General features: G+C 62.2%; 14 protein-coding genes. 6 read left to right on the forward strand and 8 right to left on the reverse strand.

Annotation, left to right across the window (positions count from 1 at the left end; all coding sequences use genetic code 11):
- Nucleotides 1-2 precede the first annotated feature (2 nt).
- The 6 genes from FJ490_RS16465 to FJ490_RS16490 all read right to left on the reverse strand — a co-directional run bounded on the left by FJ490_RS16465 (nt 3) and on the right by FJ490_RS16490 (nt 7608).
- Complete coding sequence (locus FJ490_RS16465; protein WP_246672845.1) at nt 3-800, reverse strand: aspartate/glutamate racemase family protein; 798 nt, start codon at nt 798-800, stop codon at nt 3-5.
- Between the two features lie 45 nt (nt 801-845).
- On the reverse strand, nt 846-2288 hold the full coding sequence (locus FJ490_RS16470; protein ID WP_140567958.1) for an amidohydrolase family protein: 1443 nt from the start codon (nt 2286-2288) through the stop codon (nt 846-848).
- Nucleotides 2288-4012: an ABC transporter ATP-binding protein gene (locus FJ490_RS16475; protein WP_140567955.1), complete on the reverse strand. Its 1725-nt coding sequence runs from the start codon at nt 4010-4012 to the stop codon at nt 2288-2290. The genes FJ490_RS16470 and FJ490_RS16475 overlap by 1 nt, the downstream gene beginning before the upstream one ends.
- On the reverse strand, nt 4012-4911 hold the full coding sequence (locus tag FJ490_RS16480) for an ABC transporter permease (RefSeq protein ID WP_140567952.1): 900 nt from the start codon (nt 4909-4911) through the stop codon (nt 4012-4014). The genes FJ490_RS16475 and FJ490_RS16480 overlap by 1 nt, the downstream gene beginning before the upstream one ends.
- On the reverse strand, nt 4911-5876 hold the full coding sequence (locus FJ490_RS16485; RefSeq protein ID WP_140500709.1) for an ABC transporter permease: 966 nt from the start codon (nt 5874-5876) through the stop codon (nt 4911-4913). The genes FJ490_RS16480 and FJ490_RS16485 overlap by 1 nt, the downstream gene beginning before the upstream one ends.
- Nucleotides 5877-6036: 160 nt before the next feature.
- Nucleotides 6037-7608, reverse strand: a complete 1572-nt coding sequence (locus tag FJ490_RS16490; RefSeq protein WP_140567947.1) for an ABC transporter substrate-binding protein — start codon at nt 7606-7608, stop codon at nt 6037-6039.
- Nucleotides 7609-7767: 159 nt separating this feature from the next.
- On the opposite strand from FJ490_RS16490, the gene FJ490_RS16495 reads away from it, so the two are divergent.
- From FJ490_RS16495 to FJ490_RS16510, 4 genes are all read left to right on the forward strand, one after another.
- The gene (locus FJ490_RS16495) at nt 7768-9138 is read left to right on the forward strand and encodes an amidohydrolase family protein (protein ID WP_140729579.1); all 1371 of its coding nucleotides are present in this window, start codon (nt 7768-7770) and stop codon (nt 9136-9138) included.
- 33 nt (nt 9139-9171) lie between these two features.
- The gene (locus FJ490_RS16500; protein ID WP_140729580.1) at nt 9172-10368 is read left to right on the forward strand and encodes an amidohydrolase; all 1197 of its coding nucleotides are present in this window, start codon (nt 9172-9174) and stop codon (nt 10366-10368) included.
- Nucleotides 10358-11833 carry an amidohydrolase family protein gene (locus FJ490_RS16505; protein WP_140558788.1) on the forward strand — a complete coding sequence of 492 codons (1476 nt, stop codon included), beginning with the start codon at nt 10358-10360 and terminating at the stop codon, nt 11831-11833. Before FJ490_RS16500 ends, FJ490_RS16505 begins: the two co-directional genes overlap by 11 nt.
- A 156-nt stretch (nt 11834-11989) precedes the next feature.
- Nucleotides 11990-12706 carry a GntR family transcriptional regulator gene (locus FJ490_RS16510; protein ID WP_140500714.1) on the forward strand — a complete coding sequence of 239 codons (717 nt, stop codon included), beginning with the start codon at nt 11990-11992 and terminating at the stop codon, nt 12704-12706.
- A gap of 81 nt (nt 12707-12787) precedes the next feature.
- On the opposite strand, the gene ade is transcribed toward FJ490_RS16510, so the two are convergent.
- Both ade and FJ490_RS16520 read right to left on the reverse strand, forming a co-directional pair.
- A complete protein-coding gene (gene ade / locus FJ490_RS16515) occupies nt 12788-14587 on the reverse strand; it encodes an adenine deaminase (RefSeq protein WP_140729581.1) in 1800 nt (599 codons plus the stop codon).
- Nucleotides 14584-15558 carry a LysR family transcriptional regulator gene (locus FJ490_RS16520; protein WP_140500716.1) on the reverse strand — a complete coding sequence of 325 codons (975 nt, stop codon included), beginning with the start codon at nt 15556-15558 and terminating at the stop codon, nt 14584-14586. The genes ade and FJ490_RS16520 overlap by 4 nt, the downstream gene beginning before the upstream one ends.
- A 160-nt stretch (nt 15559-15718) precedes the next feature.
- Between FJ490_RS16520 and FJ490_RS16525 the strand changes: the two genes are divergently transcribed.
- Together FJ490_RS16525 and FJ490_RS16530 are read left to right on the forward strand one after the other, a co-directional pair.
- Nucleotides 15719-17500, forward strand: a complete 1782-nt coding sequence (locus FJ490_RS16525) for an adenine deaminase (RefSeq protein WP_140500717.1) — start codon at nt 15719-15721, stop codon at nt 17498-17500.
- A gap of 15 nt (nt 17501-17515) precedes the next feature.
- The gene (locus FJ490_RS16530; protein ID WP_140560696.1) at nt 17516-18529 is read left to right on the forward strand and encodes a BMP family protein; all 1014 of its coding nucleotides are present in this window, start codon (nt 17516-17518) and stop codon (nt 18527-18529) included.
- The last annotated feature ends 3 nt before the right edge of the window (nt 18530-18532 follow it).

Consider the following 18532-nt stretch of genomic DNA (forward strand, 5'->3'; position numbering starts at 1 on the left):
CATCAGCCCCCCGACACGCTGTGCGTGGAAGCCGAGCGGGTTGCTGCGGCGAGCGAAGCCGTCATGCTCCGCCGAGAGGTGGCGAAAGCATCCTGCCTGGGATGAAGTTCCAGGCCGACGAGCAATTCCGCGAGCCTGACAGCCGCCGACACCCCTTCGACGACCGGGACACCGTGAAGGCTGGCCAGTCGCCGCGCCATATCCGACATGCCGGCGCAGCCAAGCACGATGGCGTCGGCGCGATCGACCCGCAGCGCCTCCTGGATTTCTTCGCTGATGATCGACAAGGCTGCCTCGCCATTCGCTTCCAGCGCCAGGACGGGAATGCCGCTCGCCCGCACGGTGGCGAATGGCGAAAGGCCGTAGCGAACCAGATTGTCCTCGATAATAGGAACGGAAACCGGCAAGGTGGTGATAACTGTGAAGCGCCTCGCCACGATGCTGGCGACGCGGGCGGCGGCCTCGCCTATGCCGATAACGGGCTTGCGCGTCAGCATCCGCGCGGCGTCGAGCCCGGTATCGTCGAAGCAGGCGATGATATAGGCCTCCACGGCGTCACTGCGCTCGGCCCGTTCGATCCGGTCGAGAAGACCCGGGACCGCCTTCGCGCCATCGATCGGGCCTTCGATGGAAGCCGGGCCGCTGTCGTTCTGCATGGCGATGATTTCGGTGCCGGCCTGCGCGGTTCGCCGCGCCGCGACGGCGATGGATCCCGTCATCGACACGGTCGAATTGGGATTGATGATGCCGATGCGTACCATGCGAAAATTCCTATAGCCGCCGTCCGACGGAACGTGCATCGCTGCCGTTCCGCATCGCTGATGGGACTGTCTCGATATTGAAGCCTATCCGATCAGATCCGTGTCGCGGCTGTGCCGCCAGAACCGGTCCGGGGTCCTGAGCAGATCGCGCAGGCCCAGCCGCTCAATCATCAGTTCCGTCTCCCGTTGCGCAGCATCGAGCACGGCATCCTGATCGACATGAACCGGCTTGCGGTCGCGCAACAGCACGCGTCCGCCGACCAGCACGGTGTGGACGTCGTTGCCGTTGGCAAAATAGGTGACACGGAATTCCGGCATGTTGGCCGGGTAGAGATGCGGGCGCCGCAAGTCGACCAGAATGACGTCGGCCTTCTTGCCCGGCTCCAGCGATCCGACCTGATGGTCGAGGCCCAGGACACGCGCGCCGTCGATGGTGCACATCTCCAGCGTCTTGCCCGGCGGAAGCCAACTCGGATCGTGGAAATGGGTGCGATGATAGTGCATGCATTGCTGCATGTGACGGAACATGTCCGCGGAGCGGTCCGGCGCCGTCGCATCGGAGCCGATGGCCACCACGACGCCGGCATCGAGAAGTTCCGTGACCGGGCAGCGCGCGAGAATGGCGGCCACGGCGCTCGGATTGTGCACGATGCTCGTGCCGGTTTCGGCGCAGATCGCTATTTCCTCATCAGTCAGGGCGGTCGCATGCGACAGCAGTGTGCGCGGCCCCAGAATGCCGATCTCCCTGGCGATCTTCACGCTGCCCTTGGTATGACCATCCTGGGTGAAGATCAGGCCGCGCTGTTCGGCGATCTGCCTGACCTTGCGCGATTGCGCGATGGCGTCCCCTGCCCCGGGACCATCAAGATGTTCCTGATGCATGGTCGGCGTCAGCAGGGCGAGATGCAGACGATCCTCGTGGGTGCCGTGCCAGCGGTCGGCCAGCTTTTGCGAGGTGGCAAGCTGCTGGTCGAACGACACTGGATAATCGGCACGGCTGGCGCCTTCCCAACGTGCATAGGTCAGGGGGTGCGGCGGGCGCGTGGTGCCGACGGCGACCACGGAGCGCGTGCCGATGCCAAGCACGCCTTCCATATGGGCGTTGCCATAGGCCGGATCGTCGGTGCGCATGACCGAATCGCCGCCGCCCAGCAAGGACACGCCGGTCGTCACGCCGAAACGCAGGCGTTCCAGCGCGGCAAGCTGCGCCTCCGCATGCCAGAATTCCGGCGTCGAACCCACCGTATAGGCACCTTGGCATGCCCTGTACCAGAGGTCGCTGCGGCCGCCGCCCATCGTCTTGATCAGCCCGTGCCCGGCATGGGCGTGGCTGTCGACGAAGCCTGGCATGACGGCCATGCCGCGGGCGTCGATCGTCTCGCGCGCCGGATGGTCCCGCGCCACGTCTTGCGAAGCGCCGACGGCCACGATGCGGTCTCCCTCGATGGCTACGGCGCCATCGGGAATGATCCGCCGATCGGGATCGACAGCGATGACGGTGCCGTTTCTGATCAGAATGTCTGCCATCACAGGCTCGCTTCTCTTTTTTCGCTGCAAAGGATGCGGTCGAGCGAAGGCGCGAGGCGCAGGAGTTCGCGCGTGTATTCGTGAGTGGGCGCGGAGAACAATGTTTCGGTATCCGCGAGTTCGACGATCTCGCCGCCTTTCATCACGGCGACCCGGTCGCACATCTGCCGTATCACCGCGAGGTCGTGGCTGATGAACAGCATCGACAGCCCGGCAAGATCTCGTAGGTCCTTCAACAGGTTGAGAATTTGCGCCTGCACCGACACGTCGAGCGCCGAGGTCGGCTCGTCGCAGATCAGCAGCGATGGCCGGGGGCCGAGCGCCCTCGCAATCGCGATGCGCTGGCGCTGGCCGCCTGAAAAGGCATGGGCGAACCGAGAGCCGGCCTGCGCCGGCAGGCCCACCGCCTCGAGCAATGTCTCGGCGTCCAGCCGCGCTTCCGCCGCGCTGGAGGCAAGCTTGTAGAACAGGATTGGCTCCGCGATCGCCGAATTGATCCGCAGCCTTGGATTGAGGGCCGAATACGGGTCCTGGAACACCATCTGGAGTGACTGGCGCACGGTCTTGTCGCGACGGGCGGCCAATGCCGTGCCCTGAAACTCTATGGTTCCCGAACTCTGCGTCACGAGACCGGCAATGGTGTTGGCGACCGTGGTCTTGCCGCAACCGGACTCGCCGACAAGCCCGAAGATTTCGCCGCGGCGCACCTCGAAGGAGACGTCCTTCACGGCCTTGAAGACCGATGCCTTGCGGCCCGGGATGAACGAGCGCTGGCCGTATTCCACGCAAAGATTGCGTACAGTCAGCGCGGCTTCGCCGTTGCTCCCCGCAGCGGTGCCGGTGTTCTTGGAGCGCACGGCTTCGCGCGCCTCCAGTGTCGTCTTCGTTTCCTCGCTTGGGACCGGCAGACGGTCAAGGCGAATGTCGATCGGCGGAACGGCGGCGATCAGCGTGCGCGCGTAAGGCGCCTTGGGCGCCGTCAGCACATCGCGTGTCAATCCACTCTCGACCACGCAACCGTTCTGCATGATCGTGACCCGGTCGGCAATTTCCGCAACCACGCCCATATTGTGGGTAACCAGCAGGACGCCGACGCGGCGATCATCGGCAAGTTCGCGGATCAACTTGAGGATTTGCGCTTGCACCGACACGTCGAGCGCCGTCGTCGGCTCGTCGGCGACGATCAGCCTTGGGTCGCAGGCAAGTGCGGTGGCGATGACGACACGCTGGCGTTGGCCGCCCGACAATTGATGCGGATAGTTGCCCAGCCGGCGTTCCGGCTCGGGAATGCCGACGGCTCTCATCAATTCGAGCGCGCGGGCCCTGGCTTCGCGGCGCCCGATCTTCAGATGCGCCAGCATGCCTTCGCACAACTGGCTTTCCACGGTGAAAAGCGGGTTCAGGCTTGTCATCGGATCCTGAAAGATCGCGCCGACGTCACGGCCTGGAATGATCCCCTTGGTGCGACCGGTTCGGATGTCGATCGGCTTGCCCGCTATGGTGATGGTGCCGGAAGCAATCCTGCCGGGAGCCTGCAACAAGCCCATCAGCGCATTGCCGACGGTGGTTTTTCCCGCACCGGATTCTCCCACCAGTGCATGTATCTCGCCGGGCCGGATCGTCAGGTCGATGTTGTCGACGGCAGCGAGAATGCTGCCGTTGGCAAGCGGATATTCGACCCGCAGGTTCCTGATATCGAGTGCGTGTGGCGTTGTGTTTTCCATCAGTTCGCCATCAGTTTGGGGTTGAAGCGATCGCGCAGGTAATCGCCGATTATGTTGACTGCCAGAACCAGGACGACCAGCACGACGGCGGGCATAACGGCGATCCACCACAGGCCAGAGAACAGGAACTCGTTGCCGATGCGGATCAGCGTGCCGAGCGAGGGATAGGTGGCCGGCATGCCGGCGCCGAGGAACGAGAGGGTCGCCTCCGTCAAGATCGCGCCCGCCAGATTGATGGTGGCGATCACCATGACGGAGCTCATCACGTTGGGCAGGATGTGCCGCATCATGATGCGGCGGGAGGGAAGACCGATGACCTTGGCGGCTCGTACATAGTCGCGGGAAATTTCCACCATGCTGGAGGCCCGCACGGTGCGGGCATATTGCACCCATTCGTTGACGGCGATCGCGAAGATCAGGATGACCGGTGCCCAGCTCGAGACCGTATCGGCGCTCAATTGCGCGCGGGCTATGCCGCTGATCAGAAGCGCGACGAGGATCGTCGGAAAGCTCACCAGAACATCGGCGATCCGCATCACGATGCTGTCGATGATACCGCCGAAATAGCCGGCTATCGATCCCAGCGTGACGCCTATGGCAGCGGCCAACAATACCGCCCCGGCGCCGATCAGCATCGATATGCGCAGGCCGAAGAGGATGACCGAGACCAGATCGCGTCCCTGATTGTCGGTGCCCAGCAGGAAGCGCGGATCGCCACCGTCCATGAACACGGGCGGGATTTCCATGTCGATCAGCGAATACGAGGAGACATCGCGCGGATCGATGGGTGCGATCAACGGAGCGAAGATCACCAGCACCAGCATGGTCATCAGGATCAAGCCGGCGATCATGACCGAGATGGGAGGAAGCCTGCGCGACAGAGACACCTGCGTTGCCATCATTTTGTCCTCAGCCGCGGATCGATCAATGCGTAGAGCATGTCGACGACCATGTTGATCACGACGAACAGGAAGCCGACGAACAGCAGATAGGCCGCGAGGACGGGGATGTCCGGATAGCCGACGGCGTTGGTGAAAAGCAGCCCCATGCCCGGCCACTGAAAGACGGTTTCGGTGACAATGGCGAAGGCGATGAGTTGCCCGATCTGCAGCCCGGTGACGGTCACGACCGGCATCAGGGCATTGCGCAGCGCCAGACGGCCGTAGATGTAGCGGCGGGGCAGACCGCGCGCGAAGGCGAAGCGGACATAGTCCGAAGAGAGCACGTCGATCATCTCGGAGCGCACGAGGCGCATGATCAGCGTCAACTGGAACAGCGCCAGTGTGATCGAAGGCAGGATCAGCGATTTGAGGCCGGAAGCCGTCAGGAAGCCTGTCTTCCAGAAACCGAGATCGACAAGCTCGCCACGCCCCGAGGACGGCAGCCAGCGCAGACTGACGGCGAAGATCAGGATCAGCAGCAGGCCGGTGACGAATGTCGGCATGGATATGCCGACGAGGGTCAGCGACTGGATCAGCCGCGACAGAAAGCCGTTCGGCTTCAGGGCGCAGAGAACCCCCGTCGGGATGCCGATGAACAGCGACAGGAGGGTCGCGACCACGACCAGTTCCAGCGTTGCGGGGAGCCTGGTCAACAGCAGGCTGACGACAGGCTCCTGGTAGCGAAAGCTGGTGCCGAGGTCGCCATGAAGCGCGCGCCCGACGAATTCGAGGAACTGTACGAAAAGTGGCCTGTCGAGTCCGAGAGCGACGCGCAAGGCATCCTTCTCAGCCTGGCTCGCGCCTTCGCGCACCATCGTGGCGACCGGATCGCCGACGAAACGGAACATGATGAAGGCGATGGCGGTTACGGCAACCATCACGAGGATGGCCTGCAACAGCCGCACCGATAGAATCCGGATCATCAGGAAAAACCTTTCAAGAAGCGCGGATCGAGACAGGCGGGGCTTGCGCCACCGCTGGAGCAGCTCGCGATCCACCACGGATAGCAGGCGCTCCAACGGAGTCAGGCGTGTCCGCGAAAGCTCCCTCGCAAGCGCGGGCACGCCTTACCGGCGCGTTTTCCTAGTTCATATGCGCGAACCAGGGACGCACATACTCGTCGGGGAATTGCGGCATGTCGACCTTGTCGCTCATCGCCCAGGCGACCGGCTGCTGGTGCAGCGGCAGATAGAGGGCCTCATCATGCGTGATCTTGAAGGCCGCCTTCAGCATATCCACCCGCTTGGCCTCGTCGAGTTCGGTCGATGCCGAACGGGCCAATTCGTCGATCTTGGCGTTGGAAAGCCCGTTGGGGTTGCTGCCGCCATAATTGCCGTCATTGGTCGCCAGCAAGGCTTGCAGCACGCTGTAGCCATCCATCGGCGGTAGCGAGGCCCACCCGAGCATATAGATATCGAGATCGCCCTTATCCATTCGAGGGAAATAGGTCGTCTTGCTTTCGACGTGCACGTCGGCCTCGACGCCGATCTTGGCCCACATCGACGCGATTGCCAGGCAGATCTGTTCGTCGGCGATGTAGCGGTCGTTGGAACAGGCCAGTCCAACCTTGAAGCCGTCGGGATAGCCGGCTTCCGCCAGCATGGATTTCGCCTTCGCGACATCATAGTCCAGCGCTACGTCGATCGACTGATCGTAGCCGGTGACCTGTGGCGCGACCAGCATGCCGGAGGTGCGCGACTTTCCGCGCATCAAACGCTTCTGGATCGTGTTCAGGTCGACCGCGTGCCAAAGCGCCTGGCGCACTTTCACGTTCAGCAGCGGATTGGGCTTGCCGGGCGCTGCATGAAGTTCCGGCCGGAAGCTGAAGCCGAGAAAGATCTCGCGCAGCGACGGGTTCTCCACAACCTTCAGGCCGGCGGTGTTGGCGACCCGGTCGATGTCCTGCAACGGAACCGGCGCGATCATGTCCAGTTCGCCCGAAAGCAGTGCCGCGACGCGCGTGGCGTTCGAAGCGATCGGGCGGAATTCCACCCCCGTCAGATTGTGCTGCGGCTTGTCCCACCATTCCTTGTTGACGGCGAAGACCGAGCGCGAGTCCGGCTCGTAGCTGACCAGCTTGAACGCGCCGGTGCCATTGGCATGATTGCTGGCGTAGGTGACGACCCCCGTTGAGGCATTGCCGGGCTTGAGGGCATTGTGCTCCTCCATCCATGGCTTGCTCATCATGTAGATGGCGACGAGATCGTTCAGGAGCAGCGGATAGGGTCCGCGCAGGATCAGGTCGACCGTGTAGTCGTCGACCTTCTCGACGCCGGTTACGGCGGAGAGGTTTTCTCGGTTGCGCGCGCCGGGATCGATCTGACGTTGGATGGTGGCGACGACATCGTCGGCATTGAAGGGTTGACCTTCGTGGAACTTGACGCCCTGCCGCAGCTTGAAGCGCCAGCGCGTCGGCGAGACGATCTCCCAGGAGGTCGCAAGCGCAGGCTCGATAGCCATTTCCTTGTTGCGGCGCACCAGCCCGTCGAACACCATGTTCTGGACGCTCTGGGTAAAACTGTCGACCTGGGCATTCGGATCGTACGAAATGACGTCGCCGGCCGATGACCAGCGCAGTGTCTGTGCAAGCGAAGGCGCTGTCACCGACATCACCATCGCAAGTCCGGCGAGCAGGACCCTAACGCATTTTCTCATTTTCTTCTCCCATTTGTATACGAAGTTTCCGATCTATTGGATACCATTTATCCCCATTGATATCGTACACACATTGTGCACAATATCAAGGCAGGCATGTTCGATTTCGTTTCTCATGTGCAAAACCGCTCAAGTGACCGTTCCGAAAAGGGATTCCGAATGACCCAGGCCTTGCTGATAGAAAACGGTGTCATCGTCACCATGGATGCGGGGCGCCGGATTTTCTCGAGGGGTCATGTCCTGGTGGAGGATGGCCGGATCGTCACCGCCGGCGACGGCGCGGCCCCCGCCACAGATCAGAAGGTGGCGCGCATCGATGCTTCGGGAATGGTTGTCATGCCGGGTCTCGTCGACACGCACGCGCATGCGGGTCACATGCTGACCAAAGGCCTGGGAGACGATTCCGAAGCCTGGATGACTATCGCGGGGCGTATCTATGCAGAGGCGTCGGATACGGAATTCTGGGCAGCCGAGGCCACATTGTCGGCCCTTGAGCGCATAAAATGCGGAACGACCACCGCTGCCCTGCTGTTTGGCGGCGGGCCGGACATCATGCGCACCGAGGCGCCGGGGGCAGCACGGGCACATCTTGCCGCCATCGCCGAAATGGGAGTGCGCGAGATACTCGCCGTCGGGCCGAACCGGCCGACCTCGTCCCATGTCTATCGGGACCACGCATGCGTTCCGTATGTCGAAATCACCATTTCGCCGGAAACCCAGTTGGCAGTGTGCGCGGAAATCATCGATGATTGGGCTGGTCGCGATGGCCGGGTGCGGATTGCGGTCTCTCTCCCGGTGTTCACTCGGCGCGAACTTGACGAACAAACGGTATACAATCTGTCCCGCAATGCTCGCGACCTTGCTCGCGCAAAAAACGTGCTGTTCATCCAGGATGGTCATCGCGACGGTTCCATCGCCGCCAATGCGGAACGGCTCGATCTGTTCGACGAGCATTCGCTGCTGGCGCACTGCATCGAACTGACCGAGGCAGACATCGCCGCGCTGAAACGCAGCCACGCCAAGGTGGCGCATAATCCAAGTGCTCTGATGTCGGTTTCGGGCCGTTGTCCGGCGACGGAACTGATGGAAAGGGGTGTCACCGTGTCGCTCGGCACCGACGCGGCGGCGCCCGATCGCTCTTTCGACATGTTCCGCAACATGTTCCAGGCGCACCGCTATCATGCCCGGCACTTCAGGGACGATGCGGTCCTGCCGCCGATGCAATTGCTGGAGATGGCGACCATCGAGGGCGCGCGTGCCCTGTCGATGGAGAACGAAATCGGCTCGCTGGAACCGGGCAAGCGCGCCGACATCATCCTGGTCAACATGCGCCAGCCGCATCTGTGGCCGCCGGCGCACCCCGCGCAGCGGCTGGCACGCTTCGCCAACGGCGCGGATGTTGACACGACGATCGTCGACGGGCGTGTCCTCATGCGTGGACGCCGCCTCGTCGATCACGATGAAGACGCCATTCTGGATCGCGCCGAAGGAGCCTTCCATCTGATGATGAAACGCGCCGGGCTGGCATAGGCCGAGTTCCGGGGCGCAAACAGGGAGACCCAGATGACCGAAGACCTTCTCATTCGCGATGTCAGGCCCTTGGGCGGCGCTGTCACGGACCTCTACATTCGCGACGGTCGGTTCGCGCAAGCAACCAGCGGGAAAGCGGCGCATGAAATCGACGGGCTTGGACAGGTTGCCCTGCCCGGCCTGGTCGAGGCGCACACGCATCTCGATAAGACGCTTGTCGGCAGGGACTGGTTTCAGAACCGTGTGGGACCCACGCGCAACGACAGGATCCTGGCCGACAGGAAGGCCAAGCGGGAACTCGGCATCGATGCGCGCAGGCAATCGGCGCGTCAGATCGTGCAGACGCTGGCTTTCGGCGTGACGCATATCCGCAGCCATGTCGATGTGGATACGGAAATTGGCATTACCAACATCGAGGGTGTCGTTGCAACGCGCGAAGCCTTCAAGGGATTGGTCGACGTGCAGGTCGTCGCCTTCCCGCAAAGCGGCATGCTGGGACGCGAAGGCACGCAGGCGCTGATGGAGGACGCATTGAAGGCGGGGGCCGATATTGTCGGCGGCATCGACCCGGCAACGATCGAGCGGGATCCGGTTCGCCACCTGGACGCAATCTTCGCGCTCGCGGATCGATACGGCAAGCCGGTCGACATTCATCTGCACGAACCGGGAGAATTGGGCGCCTTCTGCCTTGAGCTGATCGTCGAACGGACCAAGGCGCTCTCCCTTCAGGGCCGCGTCATGGTGAGCCATGCCTATTGTCTCGGCATGCTGGACACGCATAGGCAGCACACGTTGATCGACGCGCTGGCGGCTGAAGACATCGCCGTCATGACGGTCGGCAGCCCATCCGCGCCGGCGGTTCCGCTGCGCATGATGCGCCAGTCCGGCCTCGTCGTGGCATCCGGTTCCGACGGCATCCAGGGCACCTGGGAGCCATGGGGCAATGGCGACATGCTGGAGCGGGCCAAATATCTTGCGCAGCGCAACGGCATGACCAACGATGCCGATCTGGAAGAGACGGCGCGCGTTTGCACCTTTGGCGGCGCGCTAGGTATCGGCCTGACGGATTATGGGCTTTCGCCCGGTTGCCACGGCGATGTCGTGCTGGTTTGCGCGCGGACCCTGGCGGAAGCCGTGGCCCTGACCCCACGGAAGCGCACGGTCATCCGCGGCGGCCGCGTGCTCGTGCGTGACGGTGCGCTGGCCGGAGATCTGCCCGATGTCGCATAGTCGTCGGACGAACCAGCGTGACGACGGACCCGTCCTGCTCACCGCACGATGGGTTGTCGGCCACCGGGACGGGCGCCATGTCCTTCTGGAGAATGGCGAGGTCGTCCATGAGAACGGCAGGATCGTCTTCGTCGGCCATCGCTACGGCGGGCCTGTAAAGCGGCGGATCGATCATGGCAGGGCGCTGATCGGCCCGGGTTTCATCGATCTGGATGCGCTTTCGGACCTGGATACGGGCGTGCTCGGCCTCGATCATCAACCCGGCTGGAAGAAGGGCCGCGTCTGGCCGCGCGACTATGTGGAAGCCGGGCCGGTAGAAATGCTGGCGCGCGAGGAGCTGACGTTTCAAAAACACTATGCCTTCGCGCAACTCATCCGCAACGGCATCACTACTGCATTGCCGATCGCATCGCTGTTTTATCGTGCATGGAACGAGACATCGGACGAATTCGCATCCGCCGCCGAAAGCGCCGCAGAGTTGGGCCTTCGCGTCTATCTCGGGCCTGCCTTTCGCGCCGGCCATTCCGTCATCGAAGCGGATGGCGGCATCGTCGTCGAGGTGGACGAAGAGCGCGGCGCGGAGGGTCTGGACGGGGCCGTTGCCTTTTGCCTGGAGCACGAAGGGGGCTTCGGCGGATTGGTGCGAACCATGCTTGCACCGGACCGTGTCGAGTTCTGGACCGCCGACCTGTTGCGCAGGACCGCCAATGCCGCGCGAGACCTCGGCGTGCCGGTCCGTCTGCATTGCTGCCAGTCTTCATTCGAGATCGAGACAGTGCGTCGCCGGTTCGGCACGACATCCGCCCGCTGGCTCCAGGACATCGGCTTTCTCAGCGAAAGAGCGTTGTTGCCGCATGGCACCCACGCCGACGGCGATGATCTCGAAATCATCGCCGGTTCGGGTGCCACATTGGTGCATTGCCCGCTGGTGATGGCGCGGCATGGCGCGGCGCTCGACAATTTCGCCCGCCTTCGCGGCCAGGGTCTGCGCATCGGCATGGGCACGGACACCTGGCCACCCGACATGGTGCAGAACATGCAGGTCGGCCTGATGCTCGGCCGCGTCATGGCGGGCAATCTGGAGACGCCGAAATCAGCCGATCTCTATGACGCGGCCACGATTGGCGGCGCCGACGCGCTCGGCCGGTCGGACCTGGGACGTCTGCAGGCGGGAGCAGCCGCCGACATCGTCGTGTTCGACCTGTCCGGCAACCATCTGGGACAGGTCCTCGATCCGATCGCCTGCCTGACGACGTCCGCAAGCGGACGCGATGTGCACACGGTCATCATTGACGGGCGCACCGTGATGAGCGCCCGAACCATTCCGGGTTTCGATCTCGATGCAGCCCACCAGCGCGCACAGGCCCAGTTCGAACGGCTTGTCCAGCGTTATCCGCAACGCACCTGGCGACATCCGACGGTCGCCGAGATTTTCCCTCCCAGCTATCGGATGTTCATGGCATGAGGGCTCCAGAAACGACACACAACGATTGGAATAAACCTTGATGGCACGCGAGCCGACGGCATTGGCCCTCGACGCCGGGCCGTTTGCATCTCTAAACTCCGGCTTTGCGGATGCTTTTCTTCTTGTGTGCTTGGATATGAATTTTCAGGATCGGTCATGACAATCAACATTCGCAATAAAAATCCGAAATCCGCCGTATCCAAGTCCGACGCGGTCTATCGCACGTTGAAGCGCGTCATACTCGACCAGGCGCTGACCGCGGGAACAAAGCTGCCTGAGGATTCGATCGGCGAGCGGCTGGGCGTCAGCCGCACCATTGTCAGGCAGGCGCTGGCAAGACTGAACGGCGAAGGCCTGGTCGAATTGCGCCCGCACAAGGGCGCCTGCGTCGCGCAGCCGAGCCTGGAGGAAGGCCACAATATATTCGAGGTGCGGCGGGCGCTTGAAGCGCTGGTGGTCGACACGCTAATCGGCAAGCTGACGCCGCAAAAGATTAAACAGCTCGAAGCTCATGTCGACGCGGAAGAGATGGCCAAAGCCAACAATGCCGCGTCGTCGATTCAGTTGGCCGGCGAATTTCATGTGCTGCTTGCCTCGCTGACCGGAAACGAACTGTTGCTGCGCTATGTCACGGAACTCGTTTCGCGTTCATCGCTCATCCTGTCGCTCTACGGACGGCCGCATTCGTCCGACTGCGCCGTATCCGAGCATCACGAGATCATTGCCGCCCTGGCCGCGGCCGACCGGAACAAGGCGGCTGCCTTGATGGACCATCATATTGATGCAATCACCACACGTGCACTGCTGAAAGCGAAACCCGAAAATGACTTTCCGGACCTTCTTGCTGCCTATGCGCGGGAGGAAGGGCTCTGATTTATTGGATGAATGCCGAAGAGACGAGGAGCGACCCGAAAATAATCAGGACGAAGGTGATGTCAGGTTAAATCCGCCTCCTCATGTGGTCGTGGCGACCAGCACTTCGGTCGGCTGGAACTTCAACACATCGATCAGTCCGATGTCGGAGATGCGCAATTCCGGGATGACGACAAGCGCCAGCAGAGAGTGCTGCATATAGGCATTATTGAGGGCGCATCCGCAGGCAAGCATCGCCGCGATCAGGCCATTGGCTTCTTCTGCCACGATCTCGGCGCGCTGGTCAGACATCAGTCCGGCGATCGGCAGCCTGACAAGCGCAAGTTCGCGTCCTTCGCTGAACAGCACGACGCCGCCGCCGACCTGTCCCAGCCGATTCGCCGCCAGCGTCATGTCGTCCTTGTTGGTACCCACCACGATCATGTGATGACTGTCATGGGCGACGGTGCTGGCGATGGCGCATGGTTTGTCGTAACCGAAGCCGGAAACAAACGCGTTGATGACCTTTCCCGTGCCGTGATGCCGTTCCACCAGCGCGATCTGGCAGACGTCACCGGTCCGATCCATCTGAACGATACCATTCAAGACGCCGAGCGAAGCCTCCAGGGCACGGGTCGGTGCCTGGTTCTCGAGCACGCCGATGACCCGCGCCATGACCTGGTTCGCACCCTCGGGCGCCACGATGTCGAAGTCCGCCGCTGAGAGCTTCTTGCCCAAGCGAACCGTGTTCTTGGTCGAGGCGGGATAGTCGTAGGGCGTGATGTCGGCGACGAGCTTGCCGTCGTTCGACACCACACAGCCGCGTGCGATGACGGTTTCGACCGGGAGTTCGGTGAGATCGGAGGTCAAAACCAGGTCGGCGCGCCGCCCGGGCGTTATCGAGCCAAGCTCACGCTCCATGCCGAAATGCTGAGCAGTATTCAGGGTGGCCATCTGAATCGCGGTGATCGGCTTTAATCCCTGGGCGATGGCATGGCGCACAACGCGGTTCATATGGCCGTCATTGACTAGTGTGCCGGAATGGCTGTCGTCGGTACACAGCACGAAATTGCGCGAGTCCAGGCTGAGCTCGGTCAGCGCCTTGATCTGCGCGGCGACGTCGTACCAGGCGGAGCCAAGCCGTAACATGGCGCGCATGCCCTGGCGCACCCGCGCAACGCAGTCGGCCAGGCTGGTGCCTTCGTGATCGTCGGACGGACCGGCGGCGACATAGGCATGGAAGGGCAGACCGAGATCCTTCGAGGCATAGTGGCCGCCCACCGTCTTGCCTGCCGCCTGAGTGGCAGCGATCTCGGCCAGCATGTCGCCATTTCCGGCGACCACCCCAGGAAAGTTCATCATCTCGCCGAGGCCGACGATGTTCGGCCACGACATCGCCTCACGCACGTCGGCGGGACCGAGGCTGGCACCCGCGTTCTCGAGGCCCGGAGCGCTCGGCACGCAGCTCGGCATTTGCACGAACACATTGATCGGCAGTCCGGCAGCCTCGTCGTGCATCATCTTGACGCCCGGCATGCCTAGGACGTTGGCGATCTCGTGCGGGTCGATGAACATCGAGGTGGTGCCATGCGGGATGACCGCACGCGCGAACTCGGTAACGGTAACCATGCCGCTCTCGACATGCATATGCGCATCGCACAGCCCCGGCAGCGCGTAGCGGCCCTCTCCGTCGATAATCTGCGTCTCGGGGCCCACGGCATGGTCGGCATTCGGGCCGACGAAGGCGAAGCGGCCGACCGCGATGGCAATGTCCGTCGCGGGGATGATCTCGCCCGAATGGACATTCACCCAGCGCACGTTCCGGACCACCATGTCGGCCGGCGTGCGTCCCATGGCGACATCAACCAACTGCGGCGCGCATTCGAACCAGCTCTGGATCATCTGTTGTTTTCTCCCCCGGCGCGCGCGCCCGCAAAGGGCCGCACGACCTCGACGCAATATCTTGGCGAACTGTAAGCGGCGCGCTGGCGGTAATAGTCCAGGCAGAAATCAAGGAAAGCGGCGAACTTACGCGACACATACCGGCGTCGCATGTAGAGCAGATTGATTGGAACCAGTGGCGAGCGCCATTGCGGGAGCACCGGCACCAGATCGCCGTTCTTGCACTCGATCTCGGTGAAGAAGGCTGGCAGATAGACGATACCCTCGCCGGCTACGGCGAAGTATTTCAGCATCCAGTAGTCGTTCGCCATGCACTGCGCGGTCGGCATGAAGTCGACCGTTTCCGCGCCGCGCTCGAGGTGCCAGGATTGCACGCCGCTCGGGCGGCGGAAGGCGACGGCCCCATGGCCCGCCAAGTCTGCGGGCGTCGACGGTTCCCCGAATTGCTCAATGTAGCGCGGGCTGGCGTAGAGACAGAAGGAAGCCTCCCCGAGCTTGCGAGCGATGTAGTCTGAGTTCGCCGGCTCGCCCCAATGGAATATGCCGTCGAAAGGCTGGTGCTTTTCGGGCGCCAGGAAATAGCCGAGCGAAAGGAAGATCACGTCGACATTCACCTGCGGATACTGTTGACGGAAGGCGAACAGCAGTTCCGAGGTGAAGGAAGTGCCGAACTCGCCGGTCGAGCCGATCGTCAGCGTGCCGGCGATATCGTGGCCCGCCTCGGCGATCGCCGCCTTGGCTCCTTCGCAACTTTCCTTGATGCGTTGCGCATGGTCGAGGAACTCGGCCCCGGCATCGCTCAAATGCAATTCCCGACCGTCGCGCACAAACAGTGCGACACCGAGCGAATCCTCTAACGCGCGCACTTTGTGACTGAGGCTGGACTTGGGCAGTCCATACAGTTTCGCGGCGTGCGAGAGCGACTGCGCCTCCGCCACTTTGATAAAATAATCGATCGCTTCAAAATCCATCGATCGTCCAAGAATTTGAACGGTGCGTCCAGAACTAGCCAGAAACTGCCATTTGCATGGACGACCCTAATACGACAGGATCAGAGCGCGCAAGGTGGGATTTTTGGCGCAGACAAGCTTGGTCCCAAGCCCGAGCGAGGCCACACGAGCGGAGATGAATTTGTCCGACATACGCGAATTCATCCGTGCTGGTCGCGCCGAGCATAAATCGACTCTCATCGTCACCGGCGGCACACTAGTCAACGTCGCTTCGGGTGAGATCTATCCGGCCGACGTCGCCGTCTACAAGGATCGCATCGTCGCTGTCGGAGACGTCTCGGAGTACCGCGGCCCCGAGACCGAGATGATCGATGCTACTGGTTATTTCCTCTGCCCTGGCCTGATAGACGGCCACCTCCACGTTGAATGTTCCAAGATGTCGGTAACTAGCTTCGCCAAGGCGGTGGTGCCGCTCGGCACCACTTCGATTGTGTCGGGCCTGGACCAGATCCTCGTGGTGTCCGGCCTGGAAGGCGCCCGCGAATTCCTCGACGAGGCCAAGGCAACCCCTCTCAAGATCTTCTGGGGCGCACCATGCAAGACGCCCTACACACTGCCTCGCTCCAACGTCGGCTATTATTTCGGACCGGACGATCACCGCGCCACCCATTCCTGGCCGGAATGCGTCGGCATATGGGAGACGGTGCGCGAGTTCGTCGACACGATGGATGAGCACGTTCTGCAGGCGGTCGAGATCGCCGAAAAGAGCCGTCTGCCGATCCTCGGCTGCTCGCCGATGTGTCGCGGCAATCGATTGAACAGCTACCTGCAGGCCGGAGTGCGCTCCGACCACGAGAGCTACACGGCGGACGAGATGCTGGAGAAGCTGCGCAAAGGCATGCATGTCGTCATTCGCGAATCTTCGATCTCCCATTTTCTCGAAGAGAACCTGCGGATGGTCACCGAGATGGGAATAGCCGCGACGAGCCGGGTCAGCTTCTGCACCGATGACGTGGTCGCCTCGGATATCCTGGCCCGCGGCCACCTCGACAACATGATCCGCATGGCGGTCGCGATGGGAGTTCCGCCGCTCACCGCCATCCAGATGGCGACCATCAACGGCGCCGAGGCGCTGCGCATCGGCCAGAAGGTCGGCTCGATCTCGCCCGGGCTCGCCGCCGATATCCTGCTGGTCAAGGATATCGCGGACTTCCATGTCTCAGGTGTCATCGCGAAAGGCAAGCTGGCCGCTCGCGACGGCAAGCTCGTGGACGATCTTGCGCCGCCTGCCCGCAGCGCCGTTGTCACCAACACATTCAAGGTAGCGCCGGTTTCACAGAAAGACCTATTGGTGCGCGCGCCCGGAGCGGGCGACAAGGCGGCCGTGCTGGCGATCGCCGTTACGCCCGAGAGAATATTCGTACGCACGCGACGTGATGTCGTGCTCCCGGTCCGCGACGGCTATATAGACGCGGATCCATCACAGGACGTGCAGTATCTCACCGTCGTCGAACGCTACGGCCGCACTTCCCATCGGCCGGTCGCGTTCGCTTCAGGCTTCGGACTGCGCTCCGGCGCACTCGCCACTTCGACGGCGCCTGATGATAACAACATCGTTTGTGTGGGCACCAATCCCCACGACATGTCGTTGGCAATCAACCACATTATCGAGAACAATGGCGGCCAGGCGGTGGCGGACGGCGGTCGGATCGTGTCATTCCTGCCCCTGCCGATCGGCGGAATCGTATCGGACATTGATCCTCCAGAGATGGCGAAGAAAGAGCAGGAGCTCGACGCGGCCGCGCGCGCGCTCGGCTGTAGGCTGCCATGGCCTTTCATGTACATGTTCGTGCTGCAGATCACCGCGATTCCCGATTTCGCGATAACCGATCTCGGCCTGATCGATTGCATAAACCTGACGGTGGTCGATCCGTTAAGCCGGCTTCATGACTGGGAACGCTAGAAAAGGGAGGGAACCATGCTGAAAAACCTTGTTGTCGCTGTTTCGCTCGTGGCCGCGACGTGGCTGTGGGGCGGCCGCGTACAAGCCGAAGAGCCGACCAAGCTCAGGATCGCCGGCATTCTTTCGGCGGGCAAGGAAGCACCGTGGGAATCATCCTTCGTGAGTTCCATGGACCGGATCATCGCCGCCAAGCCCCACGGCCTCGACATCGAGGTCAATTATACCGAGAACGTTTACGACAATGCCGAGCAGGTGTTCCGCACCTATGCTGAGACCGGCGACTACGACATCTTGTTCGGCGACACCGCCTATGCAGATGCGATCGAGAAGCTGAAGGACGAATTCCCCGATACGATGTTCGTCATGAGCGGTTCGGGCAATCGCGGACTCGGCGGCAATGCCTATTGGATATTCGTCCACGCGCACGAGCCTGCCTACGTGATGGGGCAACTGGCCGGCAAACTCACGAAGTCGAATGTCATCGGCGCCATCTCCACCTTCCCGGCCGAAGATACCAACGATCAGATCAATGCCTTCTTCACCGGCGCCAAGGAAGCGAACCCAAAGGTGAAACAGAAGATCACCTTCATCCAGTCCTGGTTCGATCCGGCTAAATCGAACGAGGCGACCTCGGCGCAGATCGCCGCCGGCGCGGACATGATCTACCAGATGTCGGGCGCCTTCGAGGTTTGTGAGGAGCGCGGCATAGGCTGCTTCGGCAATTATGTGGACATGTCGAAAGTGGCGCCGAAGTCGATCGTCGCCTCCACCATCGTCAAATGGGATCCGCACATTAATTGGATCATCGATGAATGGTGGAAGGCAAAGACCATGAACGCCAAATTCGACGCGCCGAAGGAACCAAGGTGGTTCAGCTGGCAGCAGGGTTCGGGCGACCTCATCCTCAATCCTGCTTGGGAAGCCAAAATGCCCGATGACGTAAAGGCGCTTGCGGCTGAAACGGCCAAGGCCATCCAGAGCGGCGAGAAGAAAATCGAGCTCAATGTGAACGAGCCGAAATCGGACTGACGC

This window comes from Mesorhizobium sp. B2-5-11, from assembly GCF_006440835.1.
GTDB lineage: Bacteria > Pseudomonadota > Alphaproteobacteria > Rhizobiales > Rhizobiaceae > Mesorhizobium.